This is a genomic window from Nitrospirillum karajorum (assembly GCF_036348415.1).
Taxonomy (GTDB): Bacteria; Pseudomonadota; Alphaproteobacteria; order Azospirillales; family Azospirillaceae; genus Nitrospirillum; species Nitrospirillum amazonense_B.
The window spans coordinates 939501-956439 of the sequence record NZ_JAZBQB010000003.1 but is presented as its reverse complement, the minus strand read 5'-3'; the positions used below and the strand labels follow the sequence as shown (position 1 = coordinate 956439).

Sequence of the window (16939 nt, the reverse complement as noted above, 5' to 3'; positions counted from 1 at the left end):
TCTGTGTCAGCCGCGCAACACGGCGCCTGTCGTCTTGGTGACGGCGGCGACGACTTTGGCGGCCACGGCTTCGATTTCCGCGTCCGTCAGGGTCTTGTCCACCGGTTGCAACGTGACCGACAGGGCGATGGACTTGAAGCCGGTTTCGACTCCGGGGCCCTGATAAACGTCGAACAGCTGCACGCCGGTGATCAGGGCCTTGTCGGCCCCCTTGGCGGCGCGGATCAGGCGGTCGGCCTCCACGCCGGCCTCCACCACGAAGGCGAAGTCGCGGCTGATGGGCTGGAAGGCCGACAGCTCCAGCTTCGGCTTCTCCGTCCCGCCCTTCTTCTTCGGGGTGGGGATCAGGTCCAGGAACACCTCGAACGCCACCAGCGGGCCCGTCAGGTCCAGGGCCTCCAGCACCGCCGGGTGCAGTTCACCGAAGCGGGCCAGCACGGTGGGGCCCAGCCGCAGACAGGCGGAGCGGCCCGGATGGTACCAGCCGGGCGCGTCGGTGGAGACGACCAGGTTGGCGGTGGGGGCGCCGGCGGCCTCCAGCGCCGCGATGGCGTCGGCCTTGGCGTCATAGGCGTCCACGGGGCGGGTGCCCTTGGCCCAGTGGCGAGCCACGGCCAGGCCGGCGCGCACACCGGCGGCGACCAGGTCCTGCCCCTTCTCGCTGCCGTCGCGGAAGGCGGGGCCTACCTCGAACAGCGCCAGGTCAGGATAGCCGCGCGCGGCGTTGCGGCCGGCGGCGGCCGCCAGGTTGGCCAGCACCGACGGGCGCATGATGGCCAGGTCGGCGCTGATGGGGTTCAGCAGGGCCAGCTCATCCGGTGCGCCGCCGAACAGCTTGGCCGTCTCCGGCGCCAGGAAGGACCAGGTGATGGCCTCCAGCATGCCGCGGCCGGCCAGCAGGCGGCGCACGGTGGCGGTGCGGCGTTGCTTGGGCGTGACGGCCACCTTGGGCAGGCCCTCGTCGCGCGGCAGGCTGGTGGTGGGGATGGTGTCGAAGCCGTGGATACGCAGCACCTCCTCCACCAGGTCGGCCTCGCCCTGCACGTCGGCGCGCCAGGACGGCGGCACGGCATGGATCAACCCGTCCTTCTGGCTGGTCTCGAAGCCCAGGGCGTTCAGGATGCGCAGCTGGTCGGCTTCCGCCACGTCCACGCCGCCCAGATGGGCCACGCGGGCGGGACGCAGGGTCAGGGGACGGCGCCAGGCGGGCTCGGCACCGGCCACGAAGACCTCCCCGGCCTCGCCGCCGCAGATCTCCAGCACCAGGCGGGTCGCCTGCTCGATGCCGCTGACGACGCTGGACGGGTCCACGCCGCGCTCGAAGCGATAGCGCGCGTCGCTGTCGATCTGCAGGGCACGGCCGGCCTCCGCCACCTTGGCCGGCTCGAACAGGGCGGATTCGATGATGACGTCGGTGGTCGTCTCCGACACGCCGGTGCTCTCCCCGCCCATGACGCCGCCCAGGGACAGGACGGCGCCGCTGGCGTCGGCGATGACGGCCAGGCCGGCGGGCAGGGTGTATTCCTTGCCGTTCAGGGCCAGCAGGGTCTCACCCGCCTTGCTGTCGCGCACGGTCAGGTCGCCCTGGACCTTGGCGGCGTCGAAGACGTGCAGCGGGCGCACCTGGTCCAGGGTCATCAGGTTGGTGATGTCCACCAGGGCGGAGATGGGGCGCAGGCCGACGGCGGTCAGCTTGTCCTGCAGCCACTGCGGGCTGGGGCCGTTGCGGACGCCGCGCACCACGCGGGCGGCGAATTGCGGACAGGTCGCCGTTTCCAGCGCCACCTTGACCGGGGCGGGGAAGGCGCCGGGCACGGGTGCCGTGTCCAGGGGCTTCAGCGTGCCGACGCCGGCCGCCGCGAGGTCGCGGGCGATGCCATGCACGCCGGCGCAGTCCACGCGGTCGGGGGTCAGCGAGATCTCGATAAGGGCGTCGTCCAGCTTGCGCCAGGCGGCGAAGCTGGCGCCCACCGGCGCCTCTTCCGGCAGCTCGATGATGCCGTTGTGCTCATCCGACAGGTTCAGCTCGCGCTCGGAGCACAGCATGCCCCGGCTTTCCACGCCCCGGATCGCGCCGACCTTCAGGGTGTCGCCCGTGGCCGGGATGACGGCGCCGGGGCTGGCGAACACCACGGTGATGCCGGCGCGGCAGTTGGGGGCGCCGCACACCACCTGGATGGGTTCGCCCTTGCCGGTGTCGACCATGGCGACGCGCAGCTTGTCGGCGTTGGGGTGCTTCTCCGCCGACAGCACCTTGGCGATAACGAAGGGCGCCAGGGCCTTGCCGGTGTCCTCCACGCCCTCGACCTCCAGGCCCAGGGAGGTCAGCTTGTCGGTGATGACGTCCAGCGGGGCGTCGGTTTCAAGGTGCTGCTTCAGCCAGGAAAGGGTGAACTTCATCGCTACCTGCCGTTCTTCGGGTGGGGCGCCTGGCGTCTCGACGCCGGCTGCCGCTCTTTAAGGGGGGGTTATCGGGTGAGGCCTTGGGCCAGGCTGGGCACATCCAGCGGCACGAAGCCGTAGTGCTTCAGCCAGCGCAGGTCGGCCTCGAAGAAGGTGCGCAGGTCGGGGATGCCGTACTTCAGCATGGCCACGCGCTCGATGCCCATGCCGAAGGCGAAGCCCTGCCAGCGGGTGCTGTCGATGCCGCAGTTCTCCAGCACCTTGGGGTGCACCATGCCGCAGCCCAGGATCTCCAGCCAGTCGCCATGGTTGCCCAGCTTCAGCTCGCCGCCCTTGCGGGAGCAGCCGATGTCCACCTCCGCCGACGGTTCGGTGAAGGGGAAGAAGCTGGGGCGGAACCGCAGGGGCAGGTCGTCCACCTGGAAGAAGGCGCGGCAGAACTCCAGCAGCGTGCCCTTCAGATGGCCCATGTGGATGTTCTCCCCGATCACCAGGCCTTCGATCTGGTGGAACATGGGGGTGTGGGTCTGGTCGTAGTCGGACCGGTAGGTGCGGCCGGGCGCGATGATGCGGATGGGCGGCTCCCCCGCCAGCATGGTGCGGATCTGCACCGGGCTGGTGTGGGTGCGCAGCACGCGGGTGCCCCCGTCCGGCCCGTTGGGCAGGTAGAAGGTGTCGTGCATCTGGCGCGCCGGATGCTCCGGCGGGATGTTAAGGGCGGTGAAGTTGTTGAAGTCGGTCTCGATGTCCGGCCCTTCCGCCACGGTGAAGCCCATGTCGGCGAAGATGGCGATCATCTCCTCCACCGTCTGGCTGATGGGGTGGACGCGGCCCTCGACCTCGGGGCGGGCCGGCAGGCTGACGTCGATGCGCTCCGCCTCCAGCCTTTGCGCCAGGGCTTCGGCCTTCAGCACCTGGCGGCGGGCATCCAGCGCCTGGCTGATCTCTTCCTTCACGGCGTTCAAGGCCTGGCCGCGTTCGCGCCGCTCATCCGGCGTCAGCGATCCCATGTCCTTCATCAGGCCGGTGATGCGGCCCTTCTTGCCCAGGGCGTCCACCCGCACCTCTTCCAGGGCGGCCAGGTCGGGGGCGGCGGCAGCGGCGGCCAGCAGGTCGGCCTTGAGGCTGTCGAGGATGTTCATCGCGACGATCCGTCTTTTAGGGGCAGTAGGGCAATCTTGGGGGCGGATACTACCAACGGCACCAGGCTTTGACTCGTGCCGTTGTGGCCGGCGACCGCCGGCCCCGCAGCGAGTACCGCAGGGCGCAGCGAGGAAGCCAAGCCGGCGGATGCCGGCGCCCGGCGCTTGAGGGAGCACAAAACAAAAAGGGGAGCGGGCCCGCCGGGCCTGCTCCCCTTCTTATCAGCACCGTTGATCCGGGTAGGATCAAGCGGCCTTGAGAGCGGCCTGGGCTTGATCGACCAGGACCTTAAACGCCTCCGGCTCGCGCGCGGCGATGTCGGCGAGGACCTTGCGGTCAACGTCGATGGCGGCGCGCTTCAGGCCGTGCATGAACTGGCTGTAGGTCAGGCCGTGGATGCGGGCACCGGCGTTGATGCGCTGGATCCACAGGGCGCGGAAGTTACGCTTCTTGGCGCGACGGTCGCGGTAGGCGTAACGCAGCGCCTTCTCGACCTTCTCGATCGCGATACGGAAGCAGTTGTTGGAACGACCCCGGTAGCCCTTGGCCAGCTTCAGGATCTTCTTGTGACGGGCGTGGGTGGTCACGCCCCGCTTAACGCGAGCCATGGATCAGCCCTCCTTACGGTACCCGGATGAAATTCTTGGTGATGATGATACCGTCCTGCTTGGACAGGGTCATCATGCCGCGGGCGTTCCGCTTCATCTTCTGCGGACGCTTGCGCATGCCGTGGCGCTTGCCGGCGGCCTGGGCGCGAACGAGACCGGAGGCGGTCAGCTTGAACCGCTTCTTCGTCCCGCTGTGATTCTTCAGCTTGGGCATTTTGGTTCCTCACGAAAGAATAACCGCCCCGAAGGACGGCGGTGGACTCATTTGAGCGGGTGGGCATGCCCTGGACCTTTCGGCCCGGCCTCGCCGCCAAAATGAAGCGCGGTTTGTACACGGGGCGCGCGCCCATGGCAAGGGCCGAGAGCGGCAGAATGACTCATTTCCAGGCACATCCGCCCCTTGCCGGACACAGGGCCGGGGCCCATTTCTGAGACCTGCCGCATCCCCGAGGGAGTCCCGTCCATGCCCGAGCTGTACACCATAGGGTATGAGAAGGCGGGCCAGCCGGCGTTGGTGGAGCGCCTGGTGCGGGCCGGCGTGCGCACGCTGATCGACGTGCGGGAGCTGCCGTTGTCGCGCCGCGCCGGCTTTTCCAAGGGCCCGTTGTCGGCGGCCCTGCGCCAGGCGGGTATCGAGTATCTGCACCTGAAGGCGCTGGGCACGCCCAAGGAGGGGCGCTTGGCCGGCCGCGCCGGCAATCAGCCGCTGTTCTGGTCCATCGTCGATCAGGCGCTGGCCCGGCCGGAGGCGCAGTATGAGCTGGGCGTGGCCGCCGCCACCGCGCTGAACCAGGGCCCGGCCTGTCTGCTGTGCCTGGAGGATGACCCGCACATCTGCCACCGCTCCCGCGTCGCGGCCGACATGGCGGCGGGCTGGGGCTTCGACGTGCGCCACCTGGCGGTGGACGCGGCCTTTTAGCCCCTTCATTTCACCGCCCGCAATTTACCAATCGGACGCCGCACGGCGGACACAAAGGGTGGCGACAAGAGCCTTGGGGCCGGCGGATGGGAAACCCGAAAGGGACGCTGGCCCAACGGACAGCTAGTCCAAGGGCTTGGGGCTAGGGTAAGCCTCAGGCGAACGAGGTCAACGGGGGCGCCGGCAGGCGGTCCGCCCGGGGGGAGCAAGTCGGCCAGTGCATCACGTCGACACCATCATCTTCGCGCTCGGGTCGCTGCTGATGCTGGCCATTCTGGCTGGCCGTGCCTCCTCCCGCGTCGGCGCCCCGCTGCTGCTGGTGTTCCTGGCTCTGGGCATCGCTGTCGACAAGCTGGCCAATTTCCAGTTCAACGACTACCGCCTGGCCTCGCTGGTCGGGTCCATCGCCATCGCCGTCATCCTGTTCGACGGCGGGCTGCGCACACCCAGGGCGGTGTTCAAGGTGGCGCGCTGGCCGGCGCTGATCCTGTCCACCATCGGCGTGCTGATCACGGCCGGTGTCACCTGCGTGGTGGCGCGCTGGCTGCTGGGCGTGGGGTGGGCCCAGGGTTTCCTCATCGGGTCCATCGTCGCCTCCACCGACGCGGCGGCGGTCTTCCTGTTGCTGCATCAACGGGGCCTGCGCCTGCGTCCCCGCGTCTCCGCCCTGCTGGAGGTGGAGTCGGGCCTGAACGACCCCATGGCGGTGTTCCTGACGCTGCTGTCCATCCACGCGGTGCAGGGGGCGGGCTTCGGCTGGGCGCAACTGGGACAGTTCGCGCTGGAGATGGGCGGCGGCGGCATCATCGGCATCGCCGGCGGGTTCGCCCTGTCCGCCCTCATCAACCGGCTGGAGCTGTCGGCCGGCCTTTATCCCATCCTGGCCCTGGCGGGCACGCTGTTCATCTTCGGCGCCACCCAGACCATTGGGGCGTCCGGCTTCCTGGCCGTCTACCTGGCGGGCTTCATCATCGGCAACCGCCGGGTCAAGGCGCGCCAGATCATCGAGCGCTTCCACGACGGCCTGGCCTGGCTCAGCCAGATTTCCCTGTTCCTCATGCTGGGGGTGCTGGTTTCCCCCGACACGCTGGTGCGCGTGGCCTTGCCCGCCCTGGTGGTGGCGGTGGCGCTGATCCTGGTGGCGCGGCCCCTGGCTGTCACCCTGTGCCTGTCCTTCTTCGGCTTCGCCTGGAACGAGCGGCTGTTCATCTCCTGGGTTGGCCTGCGCGGCGCGGTTCCGATCTTCCTGGGCCTGCTGCCCGTGCTGTCCGGCCTGCCGGGGGCGGAAACCTATTTCGGCATCGCCTTCGCCGTGGTGCTCCTGTCCCTGCTGGCCCAGGGGTGGACCATCGGCCCGGCGGCGCGCTTGCTGGATGTGGAGATCCCGGCCGATCCCGAACCCGCCAGCCGGGCCGACATCGACCTGCCGGTCGACGGGCCGCAGCAGCTGGCCATGCTGACCGTCTCGCCGGACAGCGAGGCGGCGGTGCGCGGCCTGGGGCGCTTGGTGGTGCCGGAATCCGTGCGCGTCCTGGCCATGATCCGCGAGGGCCATCCGGTGGCGCCGGAGGAGGTGCGCGTCCTCTACCCCGGCGATGCTGTGTTGGTGCTGGGCGAACCGGCGGCGCTGACCGCCATGGAACGGCTGTTCGGCCGCCGCGACCACGGCCGCCGCGCCGCTGGCCTGGGTGACTTCCAGGTCAAGGGCGACACGCCGTTGGCCACCGTCGCCGGCCTGTACGGCTTCGAGGCGCCGGGCGTGGATGGCCACATCGCCATCGGCGAGCATCTGGGCCGCCGGCTCGGCCGCCGCGCCTCCGTCGGCGTGCGCCTGAAGGTGGGGGAGGTGGCCCTGATCGTGGCCGCCATGGATGAGGCGCGGGTGACCGAGGTCGGCATCGATCTCACCCCCAACGAACGGCCCTGGACGCGCCTGCGCCAGGGCCTGAAGGGATTGCGGAAGCGCACGGCCTGACGACCCGCGATCGCCCCCCTTCTCATCATTTTTTTCCTGGCCCGCGACTGCGGGCCCCGGCGCGAGTACCGAAGGGCGCAGCGAGGATAGCCAAGGGGCGGATGCCCCGCCGGCGCCTGAGGCAGACTCAGAGAGTCTTGAACCGCTCCGTCGCCTGCACCAGGGCGGAGCGGATGCCCGGCTCCATGGCGCTGTGGCCGGCGTCCGGCACGACGATGTAGTCGGCCTCGGGCCAAGCGCGGTGCAGCTCATCCGCCGTGCGGATGGGACAGACCACGTCATAGCGGCCCTGGACGATGATGGCCGGGATGTGCCGGATGCGGTCGACGTTTTCCAGCAGGGCCGCCTCGGGCGACAGCTTGTTGTTGCGGAAGTAGTGCGCCTCCATGCGCGCCAGGCCCAGGGCATGGTTGTCCTCGCCCGAGGCCGACACCAGCTCCGGGCTGGGCAGCAGGGTGGAGCAGGCTCCCTCGTACACGCTCCACACCCGGGCGGCGGCCATGCGCGTCTGCGGATCGGCGGAGGTCAGGCGGCGATAATAGGCCTCCAGCAGGTCGCCCCGCTCGTTCACCGGGATGTGGGCCGCGAAGGTGGACCACGCCTCGGGGAAGAAGGTGCGCATGTCGTACAGGAACCAGTCGATTTCCTGCTGGCGCATCAGGAAGATGCCGCGCAGCACCAGGCCCTTCACCCGTTCCGGGTGGGCCTGGGCATAGGCCAGCGCCAGGGTCGACCCCCAGGAGCCGCCAAAGACCAGCCAGCGGTCGATCTCCAGCATTGACCTCAGTTGTTCCAGATCCGAAATAAGATTCGGAATGTCGTTTTCACGGATCTCGCCCAGCGGCGTGGACCGGCCGGCGCCGCGCTGGTCCAGAATGACGATGCGATAGTGCCGGGGATCGAAAAAGCGCCGGTGGGTGGGCGAGGCGCCGGCACCGGGGCCGCCATGCAGGAATACGACTGGCGCGCCGTCCGGGTTGCCGGCTTCCTCCCAATAGATGGTATGCAGGCCGCTGACGGCCAGCGTGCCTGTCCGATAGGGTTCCAGGGGTGGGAAGAGATCGCCGCGCGCCATGGGTCGGTACACCAGATTTGCTCGTTAGGGGCGGAAGTGTAGGCCAAGGCCAGCCCCCAGCGCAAACCCAACCGACCCCGCAGGGTTCCCCCTAACCCGTTTAACGGGAGGCTTTACAGCGATGTCACACCCTTTTGACGTTTTCACGGAGGAGTCGCTGACCGTCCTGGTCCGGGTGTTCTATGACCGGGCGCGGCAGGACGATTTGCTGGGCCCCGTGTTCCACGGCGCCGTCGGCACGGATGAGGCCGCGTGGGACCGCCACCGCGCCCGCATCGTGGACTTCTGGTCGTCCGTCCTGCTGTCCACCGGCCGCTACGAGGGGCGGCCCATGGTGGTGCATGCCGGCCTGCCCATGATCGGTCCCGACCATTTCCGCCGCTGGCTGGCCCTGTTCCACGACACGGCCCAGGGCCTGTTCACCGCGGCGGCGGCGGAGCGGCTGGTGGAGGTCAGCACCCGTATCGGCCGCAGCCTGCAGATGGGCCTGGCGGTGGCGCGCGGTGAGGATGCCGGGGCGTATCGGGGCTAGGGTTCCGTCGCCGCCGCGTCGCCGCCGCTCTCCGCCTCCCCCTTTTTCTTTCCGCCGCGCGCCGGGCGGCGGTGGGGCCAGCGGCCGTCGGTGGTGATGATCTGGTCGGGGTTGGTGACGCGGATCATGGGGCCGTTATGCTCCTCCACCCAGCCGCGCACCTCCACCAATCTGTCCTTCAGGTCCAGCGGGTCCAGATGGCGGGCGCGGAAGGCGGCCATGTCGCGGCGGTCGATCTCCACCGTGAAGTCGGTGCGGCGATCGGCGCCGAAGTTCAGGTAGACGCGGTCGCGGGCGTCGGCCGCATCCAGCACCCGCCCGGTGACGATGGTATAGCGTCCCTGGGCATGCCCGGCGGAGTCCGGGTTGCGCACGGCGTAGAAGCTGTCGGACCACAGGCCCCGCTGATGGTCCCGCGCGTCGTCTTCCGCCCGGCGCAGCGCGGCCAGCCCCTTGGGCGCGTCGGGATGGGGCGCCAGTTCCACCCAGCCCTGGCGCAGCAGCGCGTCCTGCACCCACACCTGCCGCCGACCGTCGCGCACCATCAGGTGGGCCAGGACGCGGCCGTAGCGGTCATGGTCGGCGCCGCCCAGCATGAGGCTGACGGTACGGTTCAGCACCAGCCCCGCCAACGCCTGTCGCGACTCCTCCGCCAGGGGCCAGGCCGTCCGGCCGCCGCCGTCCTCCATAGAGCGGCCGCCCAGCCCGCCGCGGCGGGCCCCCTTGGGCGCCAGGATGCCGGCCAGGCGCACCACCCGGCCGTCCCGCAGGGTCACGGTGTCGCCGCTCAGCACGCCGATGACGACGCCACTGCCGGCGGGGATCAGGCCGTGCGCGCCCTTGGCATGCCGTTCCTTGTGGGCCTTGTGATGTGCCCGATGCGTACCGGCCGCCGCCGGCGCGGGCGCCATCATCAGGATCAGCAACGGCAACAGGACGATTCGCCAGGCGTGCATCGCGCGGGTTTCCAGCAACCGGGGCGCGACGACGATACGGCAGCGGTGTGCCAAAGAAAAGACGGCGCGGACCACCTGGATCCGCGCCGCTGATAGTTTACGCGTTCTGCCAGAACCGATTGATGGCACGGCCGCGTATGCCGGTGATGGGGCGTCAGGGCTGCCTATCCGGGGGCGTCACAACCCCGAATGGTCAGGGACGCGAAGCAAAAAACATGGGATAGGCGAATTCCATCGGTTCCATCGTCTGCGGGTCCCTTAGCGGGTGTTGCTCTGCTAGACACCCCAGCCATAGCAAAGCAGGGGCCAGGACGAAATTTTTGTGGCCCTTAACCATTTATTCGCAGCAGTCCGCCAGTTTCCGCGGCGGGATGGTTGGCGCGTGTTATCCAAAATTCTTGGAATCACTGCGTTATGTAATGCATATTGCAATGAGCAGCGCGGGGATCGGTAGCCGTTGCGCTATGCAATATGCTGTATTGGAATTAGCCCCATACCGGGGCGGGGGGGCCGGCGTCATTGCCGCAGTTGCCGCCGGGCCGGCTGACGGCTACGGTGCCGCCATGAGCGAGACGACACAGGCCCTGGAAGGTCCGGCCGGGGGCTGTCCCATCCGGCGGTCCGCCGTGCGCGTGTCCATCGCCACCGCCCTGCTGCTGGGTTTCGGCACGCTGGTTCTGGTGGCGGTGGCCAGCGTCCTGATCCTGGGCTTCAGCACCTCCACCCGCAACACTGCGGCGTTGTTGACGGATAAGGTCATCCTGGCCATGGACGGGATGACGGTGCGCGTGCGCGCCCAGTTGGACCCGGCCCAATACCAGGCGGAATTCCTGGTCGCCTCCATCCAGCGGGGGGAGATCGACACCAGCGACAGGACCCGCCTGGGCCAGAACCTGCGCTCGGCGCTGGCGGCCTCGCCCCAGATCACGGCCGTCAGCTTCCTGTCCGCCGACGGCCAGTGGACGGTGGCGCGGCGCACGGGTCCCAATGACGCCGAGGTCATGACAGTGCCGCCGCCGCCTGGCAGCGATCTTCTGATGCAGGAAATGAAGGCGGCACCGGTCGCGCGCTGGGTCGACCCCGTCTGGTCGGAGGACGAGGGCACCAGCTTCCTTACCGTACGCGCGCCGGTGCGGTCCAAGGACGGCAAGTTCCTGGGCGCCGTGCTGGTGGGCGTCAGCTTCGCCGACCTGTCGGGTTTCCTGGGCGAACTGGACAGCAGCCAGGGCGTCACCGCCTTCATCCTGTTCGACGCCGACCATGTGCTGGCCCATCCGGCCCTGATCGGCCGTACCTTCAACCTGGCGGGGCGTACCCCGCCCCTGCCCACGCTGGCCGACCTGGGGGATCCTGTGGCCGCCGCCATCTGGCAGCGCCAGCCCCCTGGACGGGGCAGCGCCAGCGACGCCTTGGGCGGCAAGCTGCGCGACCTGGATTTCCGCCAGGCCACCGTGGGCGATGTCGACTACGTCTATCTGCTGCGCGACCTCGGCGGCTATGGCGCCCAGAACTGGACCCTGGTGATGGCCCTGCCCCAGCGCGAGGTGGACCAGGAAATCCGGCGCGTGCGCTGGTTCGGCCTGGGCGGCGTCGCCATCCTGTTGGTGTCGGTGGCCCTCAGCCTCATCCTGGGCAAGACCATCAGCCGGCAGATCCGGGGGCTGTCGCACGCCGCCAGCTCGCTGCGCGACCTGGATTTCCACGCCGTGCCCTATCTGCCCGACAGCCGCCTGCGCGAACTGTCGGACGCCGCCGCCGCGTTCAACACCATGCTGACCGGGCTGCGCTGGTTCGAATCCTATGTGCCCAAGGCCCTGGTGCTGCGCCTCATCCGCCGGGGCGACCATGCCGGCTCCATCCTGTCGGAAGAGCGGGATGTCACCGTCATGTTCACCGACATCAAGGGGTTCAGCACCCTGGCCCAGAATATGACGCCGGCGCAGACCGCCTCGCTGCTGAACGAGCATTTCACCCTGCTGTCCGCCTGCATCGAGGCGGAGGGCGGCACGGTGGACAAGTTCATCGGCGATGCCGTCATGGCCTTCTGGGGGGCGCCGGATGACCAGGCGGACCACGCCGGCCGCGCCCTGCGCGCCGCCGCCGCCATAGACCACTGCATCCGCCTAAGCCATGACGAGGCGGTGGCCCAGGGCCGGCCCGCCATCCGCCTGCGCGTCGGCATCCATTCCGGCCCGGTGGTCGTGGGCAACATCGGCACCAGCAGCCGCATCAACTACACCATCGTCGGCGACACGGTGAACGCCGCCGCCCGGCTGGAGGCGCTGGGCGCCGACCTGGCCGACCCGGCCGCCGCCTGCATCGTGCTGGCCAGCGCCGACACGGTGGACGCCGCCGGCGACTGCGGCGTGCCCATGACGGACGTGGGTGAGTTCAGCCTGCGCGGGCGCACGGGCCAAGTGCGGGTGTGGCAGTTGGCCGATGGCGAGCATGGCCCGCGTGAGCCGGTCGGCCCCACCGGCGAAACCGTGGGCGAGGCGCGGCTGGACCCCGTCTGCCCCGAGCCGCCGGCGCGGGTTCCCTCTTAAATTTTTGTGACGGGTGGGGGAAAGACCCCCGCCAGCGTCTCCACACCCTAGTATCCCGGCGCCGCGTCGTTCCGAGGCGGCTGTCGATGGATACCCCCCTCCGTGTGGATGCGCCCCCGTGCAGGAACGACACGACGCGATCGCCCGGCCGCAGGATGGCCCGTCCCCGGCGCCCTTGGATGATGCGCCCCTGGATGACGCGCCCTTTGGCGAGGAGCGGGCGCGGTGGCTGGCCACCCACATCCTGCCCCACGAGCATGGTCTTAGGGCCTGGCTGCGGTCCAAGGCCTTCCTGGGCTTCGATGTCGATGACGTGGTGCAGGAAACCTACGCCATCCTGGTGGCCAAGGCCTGCGTCGCCGGGATCGAGAACCCGCGCGCCTATGCCTTCCAGACCGCCTATTCCGTGGTGGTGCGCCTGCTGCGCCAGGCGCGCGTCGTGCCCATCGCCGCCGTGGCCGACCTGTCGGCGCTGGAGGCGGTGGTGGACGCCCCGTCGCCGGAGGAGGTGACGTCGGCGCGCCAGGAACTCCGTCTAATCCAGGACGCCATTGCCGACCTGCCGCGCCAGACCCGCCGCGCCTTCGTCATGCGCCGGGTGGAGGGCCTGCCGCAGCAGGAGATCGCGCGGCGCATGCGCCTGTCGGAGAACACGGTGGAAAAGCACATCGCCCGGGGCCTGAGGCTGCTTGCGGAGCGCTTCGGCCGGGGAGGGTCGGGGATTGGGTGAGGGGTCAGGCAGCGTGAGCGCAAGACAAACCGCCGCGGCCGTCGACCTGGCGGCCGCCGGCTGGGCCGCCCGCCTGGACGCGCGCGCCCTGACCGCCGATGAACGGCGCGCGCTGGACGCCTGGCTGGCCGCCGACGTCCGGCACCTGGGCGCGCTGGCCCGCGCCCGCGCCCTGCTGCTCAGCCCGCTGGACGCGCCTATTCCGGTTACGGCCCCGGCTGAATCCGCCGCCCCTGGGCGCGTCCCGCTTCCCAGCCGCCGAGGCCTGCTGGCCGCCGCCGCCAGCGTCGCCGGCCTGGCGGCGCTAGGGGCCGGCATGCGCCAGCCCGCCGCCCGGCAAGCCTACAGCTCGGCGGTGGGCGAGGTGCGGCACATTCCGCTGGAGGACGGCTCCACCCTCACGCTTAACACCGACTCCGCCATCACCCTGGCCGATGAGGCGGGGCGCCGGCTGGTGTACCTGGAGCGGGGCGAGGCGTACGTCGAGGTGGCGCCCCGGACGGATCGCCCCTTCATCCTGCGCGGCCCGCTGGTCCAACTCGCCACCAATGACGGCGCCTGTTGCGCCCGGCTGAACCCTGGCGGCGCCATGACCGTGGCGGTGGTGTCGGGCACCGTGGCGGTGGAGGGCGCGCCGTCCGCCCTGGCGGAGACGCTGGAGCGGGCCACCGGCCGCGACTGGACGCTGCATCCGGGGGGCAGGACGCCGTGCTCGCGGTGGCGGGGCAGCAGGTCAGCGTGCGCGCCGGCGGCGCCGGCCATGGCACGCTGGTCAGTGTCGAGACCATGGCCCCGGGCGCGCTGGACCGTGCGCTGATGTGGCGGGAGGGGCGGCTGGCCTTCGCGGGTGAAACCCTGGCCCAGGCGGTGGCGCAGTTCGCCCGCTACTCCCGCCGGCGTATCGTGCTGGCCAGCGACCGGTTGGCGCCGCGCCACGTTTCCGGCCTGTTCACCGCCACGGACATCGACGGCTTCGCCCACGCCGTGGCCGTTGCCTTCAACGCCAAGTATCGGGAAGAGGGTAATGCCATCATTCTTTACGATTGAGGCGGGTAGCAGTGGCTCATCCAGAATTTCCTGATGTTGTTAAACTTAAATGACGCAGTGGCGGAAAGACAATCTCATCGATCTCTCCCCGTTAGGACGACGTAAACCAGTGCGATAGGCCGGATGTGGTGGGTCAAATCGCCGATCATCGTTGGGGAAGATCGTAATGATTAAGAAATATGGCAGTTTCTTTGCTCTGTGCGGGACGGCCCTGGCGGGGTGGGCGGTTCCGGCTTGGGCGCAAAGCGCGCATTTCGACTTGCCGGCCCAGCCGGCGGCCCGCTCCATCCCCCTGTTCGCCCAGCAGGCGGGCATTCAAATCCTGGCGCCCACCGATTTGCTGGACGGCATCACCACCGCGGCGCTGCGGGGGGATCTGGACCGGCACCAGGCCCTGGCGCGCCTGCTGAAGGGCACGCCGCTGGTGGTGGCTTCCGATGATGGCCGCACCGTCGTGCTGAAGCTGGCGCCCACCCCGGTGTCCACCGCCGCGCCGGTGCGCAAGGCCCAGGCGGCGGCCCCGGCGGGCCCGGGCGCCGAGCCGCAGCTGGCCGACGCCGCCGGTGGTGCCCTGGACGAGGTGGTGGTGACCGGCACGCGTGACCGGGGCCGCACCCAGTTCACCACCATGACGCCGGTGGACGTGCTGTCGGCCAAGGATCTGCAGGACGGTGCCTCCAACCAGCTCCTGGAAAACCTGACCCAGGTCATCCCCGGCTTCAACGTGCAGAAGCTGCCCAGCTCCGACGGCGGGCAGTTCATCCGCCCGGCCCATTTGCGCGGCCTGTCACCCGACCAGACCCTGGTGCTGATCAACGGCAAGCGCTTCCACCGCACCGCCTATCTGGGCACGCGCGGCGCCCAGGGCCCTGACCTGGCGCAGATCCCGGATTTCGCCATCGGCCGTGTCGAGGTGCTGCGCGACGGCGCCTCCGCCCAGTACGGGTCCGACGCCATCGCCGGCGTCATTAACATCCAGCTGGACGACCGGCCCGGCGTCTATGGCTACATGCAGGGCTCGCAATACTACGCAGGTGACGGCACCACCTGGAACGGCGGCCTGCGCGGGGCGACGGAGATCGGCGACGGCGGGCACCTCATGGCCACGGCCGAATGGTCGGACGGCACGCTGACCTCCCGCACCCATCAACGCGCCGACGCCCAGGCCTTCCAGGCCGCCAACCCCCAGCTCACCATCGCCAACCCGGTGCAGCGCTGGGGCCGTCCGGACGAGAGCAGCTATCACTACGCCGTGGACGGCCTGCTGCCCGTGGGGGCGGTGGAGCTGTATGGCTTCATGACCATCGCCACGGGCGAGGGCATGAACGACATCAACTGGCGCATCCCCGATCCCAAGAGCAATTCCAGCGTCTATGGCCTGGCGCCCAAGGTCTTCCTCGGCTGGGATCTGCGCTCCATCTACCCCAACGGCTTCACGCCCAAGGAAGGCATCAAGTACACCGACTATCAGGCCGCCTGGGGGGCCCGGGGCCATGTCGGCGGCGACCTCGACTGGGATCTGAGCGGCAGCTACGGCGAGAATGAGAGCCGGTTTTTCCTGAACAACTCCGTCAACGCCTCGCTGGGGCCCAGCAGCCCGACCAACTTCAACCTGGGCACCCAGCGGCAGGATGAGTTCAACCTCAACGCCGACGGTGTCTATCGCCTGGATGCCGGCCTGGATGAGCCGCTGAACATCGCCTTCGGCGCCGAACGCCGGCTGGAGATCTACACGGTGGAGGCCGGCGACAAGGCCTCATACCAGGTGGGGCCGGGTGCCGCCGCCGGCCTGGCCTCGGGCGCCAACGGCTTCCCCGGCTTCAGCGATCTGCAGGCGGGGTCCTGGTACCAGACCAGCTACGCCGGTTACCTGGATATGGAGGCCAAGCTGACGCCGGATTGGACCGTGGGCGCCGCCGGCCGCTACGAAACCTATTCCGGGTTCGGCGACAAGATGACCTACAAGGCCTCCACCCGGTATGAAATCACGCCGGACCTGGCCTTGCGCGCCTCCTACTCCACCGGGTTCCGCGCCCCCACGCCGGGCCAGATCAACTCGCTCAGCACCTCGCAGGGGCTGGACACCAAGACCCTGCAACTGTTCACCAGCGGCCGCCTGTCGCCCGACAATCCGCTGGCCGTGGCCCTGGGCGCCAAGCCGCTGAGCCCGGAGACGTCGCGGAACTACAGCCTGGGGGCGGTGTGGCGCACGGATGTGGGCCTGTCCGGCTCCGTCGACGCCTATCAGGTGGACGTGGACCACCGCTTCTCCAGCTCGCCCACCATCAACCTGACGGCGGCGCAGAAGGCGCAGCTGGTGGCCCAGGGCGTGCCGGGGGCGGACAATTTCACCTCGGTCTATTGGTTCACCAACGACTTCAACACCCGCACCCAGGGCCTGGACGTCGTGCTGGACTATACCCAGCCGGTGTTCGACACGGCCCGCATCGACATGAAGCTGGCCTACAACCACAATCTGACCATGGTGACGGGCGGCAGCCTGAACGCCAACCCCACGCAGAAGGTGCTGTATGAACAGGGCCTGCCCAAGAACAACATCACCGGCAGCCTGACCTACAGCGACAACCCCTTCGATTACCAGGTGCGCGTCCGCTACTACGGCGGCTGGACGGACAGCAGTGGTAACTCCACCGGCGACATATTCCAGACCTTCGACGGCATCACCTTCGTCGACCTGTCGGTGACCTACCACATCACCGAGAATTTGGCGGTGAAGGTGGCGGGCGAGAACATCTTCGACACCTATCCGGCCAAGGCCATCTACCAGGCCAGCCGGGGCATCGAATATTCGCGCAACGCCCCTTATGACACCTACGGCGGCCGCTACTACGTGCGCTTCAACGCCGCTTTCTGAACCTTACACGCGTAGCCTTTGATCGTGACGATCAAAGGCCCCTCAGTCGCCGGGCGCTGCCATCCGGCAGCTTGGCTTCCTCGCTCCGCCCTCCGGTACTCGCTCCGGCGGACGCGGTCGCATCCTACAG

At 69.2% G+C, this 16939-nt stretch carries 14 protein-coding genes; 8 read left to right on the top strand and 6 right to left on the bottom strand.

The window, feature by feature from the left end:
• Positions 1–6: 6 nt before the first annotated feature.
• The 4 genes from pheT to rpmI all read right to left on the bottom strand — a co-directional run bounded on the left by pheT (position 7) and on the right by rpmI (position 4368).
• Entirely contained in the window at positions 7–2400 is a 2394-nt protein-coding gene (gene pheT / locus UCD39_RS17945) for a phenylalanine--tRNA ligase subunit beta (protein ID WP_330497244.1), read from the bottom strand.
• 68 nt (positions 2401–2468) lie between these two features.
• The gene (gene pheS / locus UCD39_RS17940) at positions 2469–3545 is read right to left on the bottom strand and encodes a phenylalanine--tRNA ligase subunit alpha (protein WP_330497243.1); all 1077 of its coding nucleotides are present in this window, start codon (positions 3543–3545) and stop codon (positions 2469–2471) included.
• A 246-nt stretch (positions 3546–3791) separates the two neighbouring features.
• A complete protein-coding gene (rplT, locus tag UCD39_RS17935) occupies positions 3792–4154 on the bottom strand; it encodes a 50S ribosomal protein L20 (protein ID WP_040843389.1) in 363 nt (120 codons plus the stop codon).
• A gap of 13 nt (positions 4155–4167) precedes the next feature.
• Positions 4168–4368 carry a 50S ribosomal protein L35 gene (gene rpmI / locus UCD39_RS17930; protein WP_004271784.1) on the bottom strand — a complete coding sequence of 67 codons (201 nt, stop codon included), beginning with the start codon at positions 4366–4368 and terminating at the stop codon, positions 4168–4170.
• A 249-nt stretch (positions 4369–4617) separates the two neighbouring features.
• Between rpmI and UCD39_RS17925 the strand changes: the two genes are divergently transcribed.
• Both UCD39_RS17925 and UCD39_RS17920 read left to right on the top strand, forming a co-directional pair.
• Positions 4618–5073 (top strand): DUF488 domain-containing protein, encoded by a 456-nt coding sequence (locus UCD39_RS17925; protein ID WP_145732711.1) that lies wholly within the window; start codon positions 4618–4620, stop codon positions 5071–5073.
• Positions 5074–5290: 217 nt separating this feature from the next.
• The gene (locus tag UCD39_RS17920) at positions 5291–7048 is read left to right on the top strand and encodes a potassium/proton antiporter (protein WP_330497242.1); all 1758 of its coding nucleotides are present in this window, start codon (positions 5291–5293) and stop codon (positions 7046–7048) included.
• A 127-nt stretch (positions 7049–7175) separates the two neighbouring features.
• Here UCD39_RS17920 and pip read toward each other — a convergent pair whose 3' ends face one another.
• Entirely contained in the window at positions 7176–8123 is a 948-nt protein-coding gene (gene pip / locus UCD39_RS17915) for a prolyl aminopeptidase (RefSeq protein ID WP_330497241.1), read from the bottom strand.
• 121 nt (positions 8124–8244) lie between these two features.
• On the opposite strand from pip, the gene UCD39_RS17910 reads away from it, so the two are divergent.
• Positions 8245–8655: a group III truncated hemoglobin gene (locus UCD39_RS17910; RefSeq protein ID WP_330497240.1), complete on the top strand. Its 411-nt coding sequence runs from the start codon at positions 8245–8247 to the stop codon at positions 8653–8655.
• On the opposite strand, the gene UCD39_RS17905 is transcribed toward UCD39_RS17910, so the two are convergent.
• Positions 8652–9611 carry a thermonuclease family protein gene (locus tag UCD39_RS17905; RefSeq protein ID WP_330497239.1) on the bottom strand — a complete coding sequence of 320 codons (960 nt, stop codon included), beginning with the start codon at positions 9609–9611 and terminating at the stop codon, positions 8652–8654. The genes UCD39_RS17910 and UCD39_RS17905 overlap by 4 nt on opposite strands.
• Before the next feature lie 563 nt (positions 9612–10174).
• On the opposite strand from UCD39_RS17905, the gene UCD39_RS17900 reads away from it, so the two are divergent.
• The 5 genes from UCD39_RS17900 (at position 10175) to UCD39_RS17880 (ending at position 16809) form a co-directional block, all read left to right on the top strand.
• Positions 10175–12157, top strand: a complete 1983-nt coding sequence (locus UCD39_RS17900; protein ID WP_330497238.1) for an adenylate/guanylate cyclase domain-containing protein — start codon at positions 10175–10177, stop codon at positions 12155–12157.
• Positions 12158–12275: 118 nt separating this feature from the next.
• Positions 12276–12887 carry an RNA polymerase sigma factor gene (locus UCD39_RS17895; RefSeq protein ID WP_330497237.1) on the top strand — a complete coding sequence of 204 codons (612 nt, stop codon included), beginning with the start codon at positions 12276–12278 and terminating at the stop codon, positions 12885–12887.
• A gap of 13 nt (positions 12888–12900) precedes the next feature.
• On the top strand, positions 12901–13704 hold the full coding sequence (locus UCD39_RS17890; RefSeq protein WP_330497236.1) for a FecR family protein: 804 nt from the start codon (positions 12901–12903) through the stop codon (positions 13702–13704).
• Positions 13674–13934: a FecR family protein gene (locus UCD39_RS17885; protein ID WP_330497235.1), complete on the top strand. Its 261-nt coding sequence runs from the start codon at positions 13674–13676 to the stop codon at positions 13932–13934. Before UCD39_RS17890 ends, UCD39_RS17885 begins: the two co-directional genes overlap by 31 nt.
• Positions 13935–14100: 166 nt before the next feature.
• Complete coding sequence (locus UCD39_RS17880; protein ID WP_330497234.1) at positions 14101–16809, top strand: TonB-dependent receptor domain-containing protein; 2709 nt, start codon at positions 14101–14103, stop codon at positions 16807–16809.
• The last annotated feature ends 130 nt before the right edge of the window (positions 16810–16939 follow it).

Excerpts from the sequence above, each read along its gene's own strand:
- pheT (WP_330497244.1), bottom strand. The coding sequence starts at position 2,400 with ATGAAGTTCACCCTTTCCTGGCTGAAGCAGCACCTTGAAACCGACGCC.
- pheS (WP_330497243.1), bottom strand. The coding sequence starts at position 3,545 with ATGAACATCCTCGACAGCCTCAAGGCCGACCTGCTGGCCGCCGCTGCC.
- rplT (WP_040843389.1), bottom strand. The coding sequence starts at position 4,154 with ATGGCTCGCGTTAAGCGGGGCGTGACCACCCACGCCCGTCACAAGAAG.
- rpmI (WP_004271784.1), bottom strand. The coding sequence starts at position 4,368 with ATGCCCAAGCTGAAGAATCACAGCGGGACGAAGAAGCGGTTCAAGCTG.
- UCD39_RS17925 (WP_145732711.1), top strand. The coding sequence starts at position 4,618 with ATGCCCGAGCTGTACACCATAGGGTATGAGAAGGCGGGCCAGCCGGCG.
- pip (WP_330497241.1), bottom strand. The coding sequence starts at position 8,123 with ATGGCGCGCGGCGATCTCTTCCCACCCCTGGAACCCTATCGGACAGGC.
- UCD39_RS17910 (WP_330497240.1), top strand. The coding sequence starts at position 8,245 with ATGTCACACCCTTTTGACGTTTTCACGGAGGAGTCGCTGACCGTCCTG.
- UCD39_RS17905 (WP_330497239.1), bottom strand. The coding sequence starts at position 9,611 with ATGCACGCCTGGCGAATCGTCCTGTTGCCGTTGCTGATCCTGATGATG.
- UCD39_RS17900 (WP_330497238.1), top strand. The coding sequence starts at position 10,175 with ATGAGCGAGACGACACAGGCCCTGGAAGGTCCGGCCGGGGGCTGTCCC.
- UCD39_RS17885 (WP_330497235.1), top strand. The coding sequence starts at position 13,674 with ATGGCCCCGGGCGCGCTGGACCGTGCGCTGATGTGGCGGGAGGGGCGG.
- UCD39_RS17880 (WP_330497234.1), top strand. The coding sequence starts at position 14,101 with ATGATTAAGAAATATGGCAGTTTCTTTGCTCTGTGCGGGACGGCCCTG.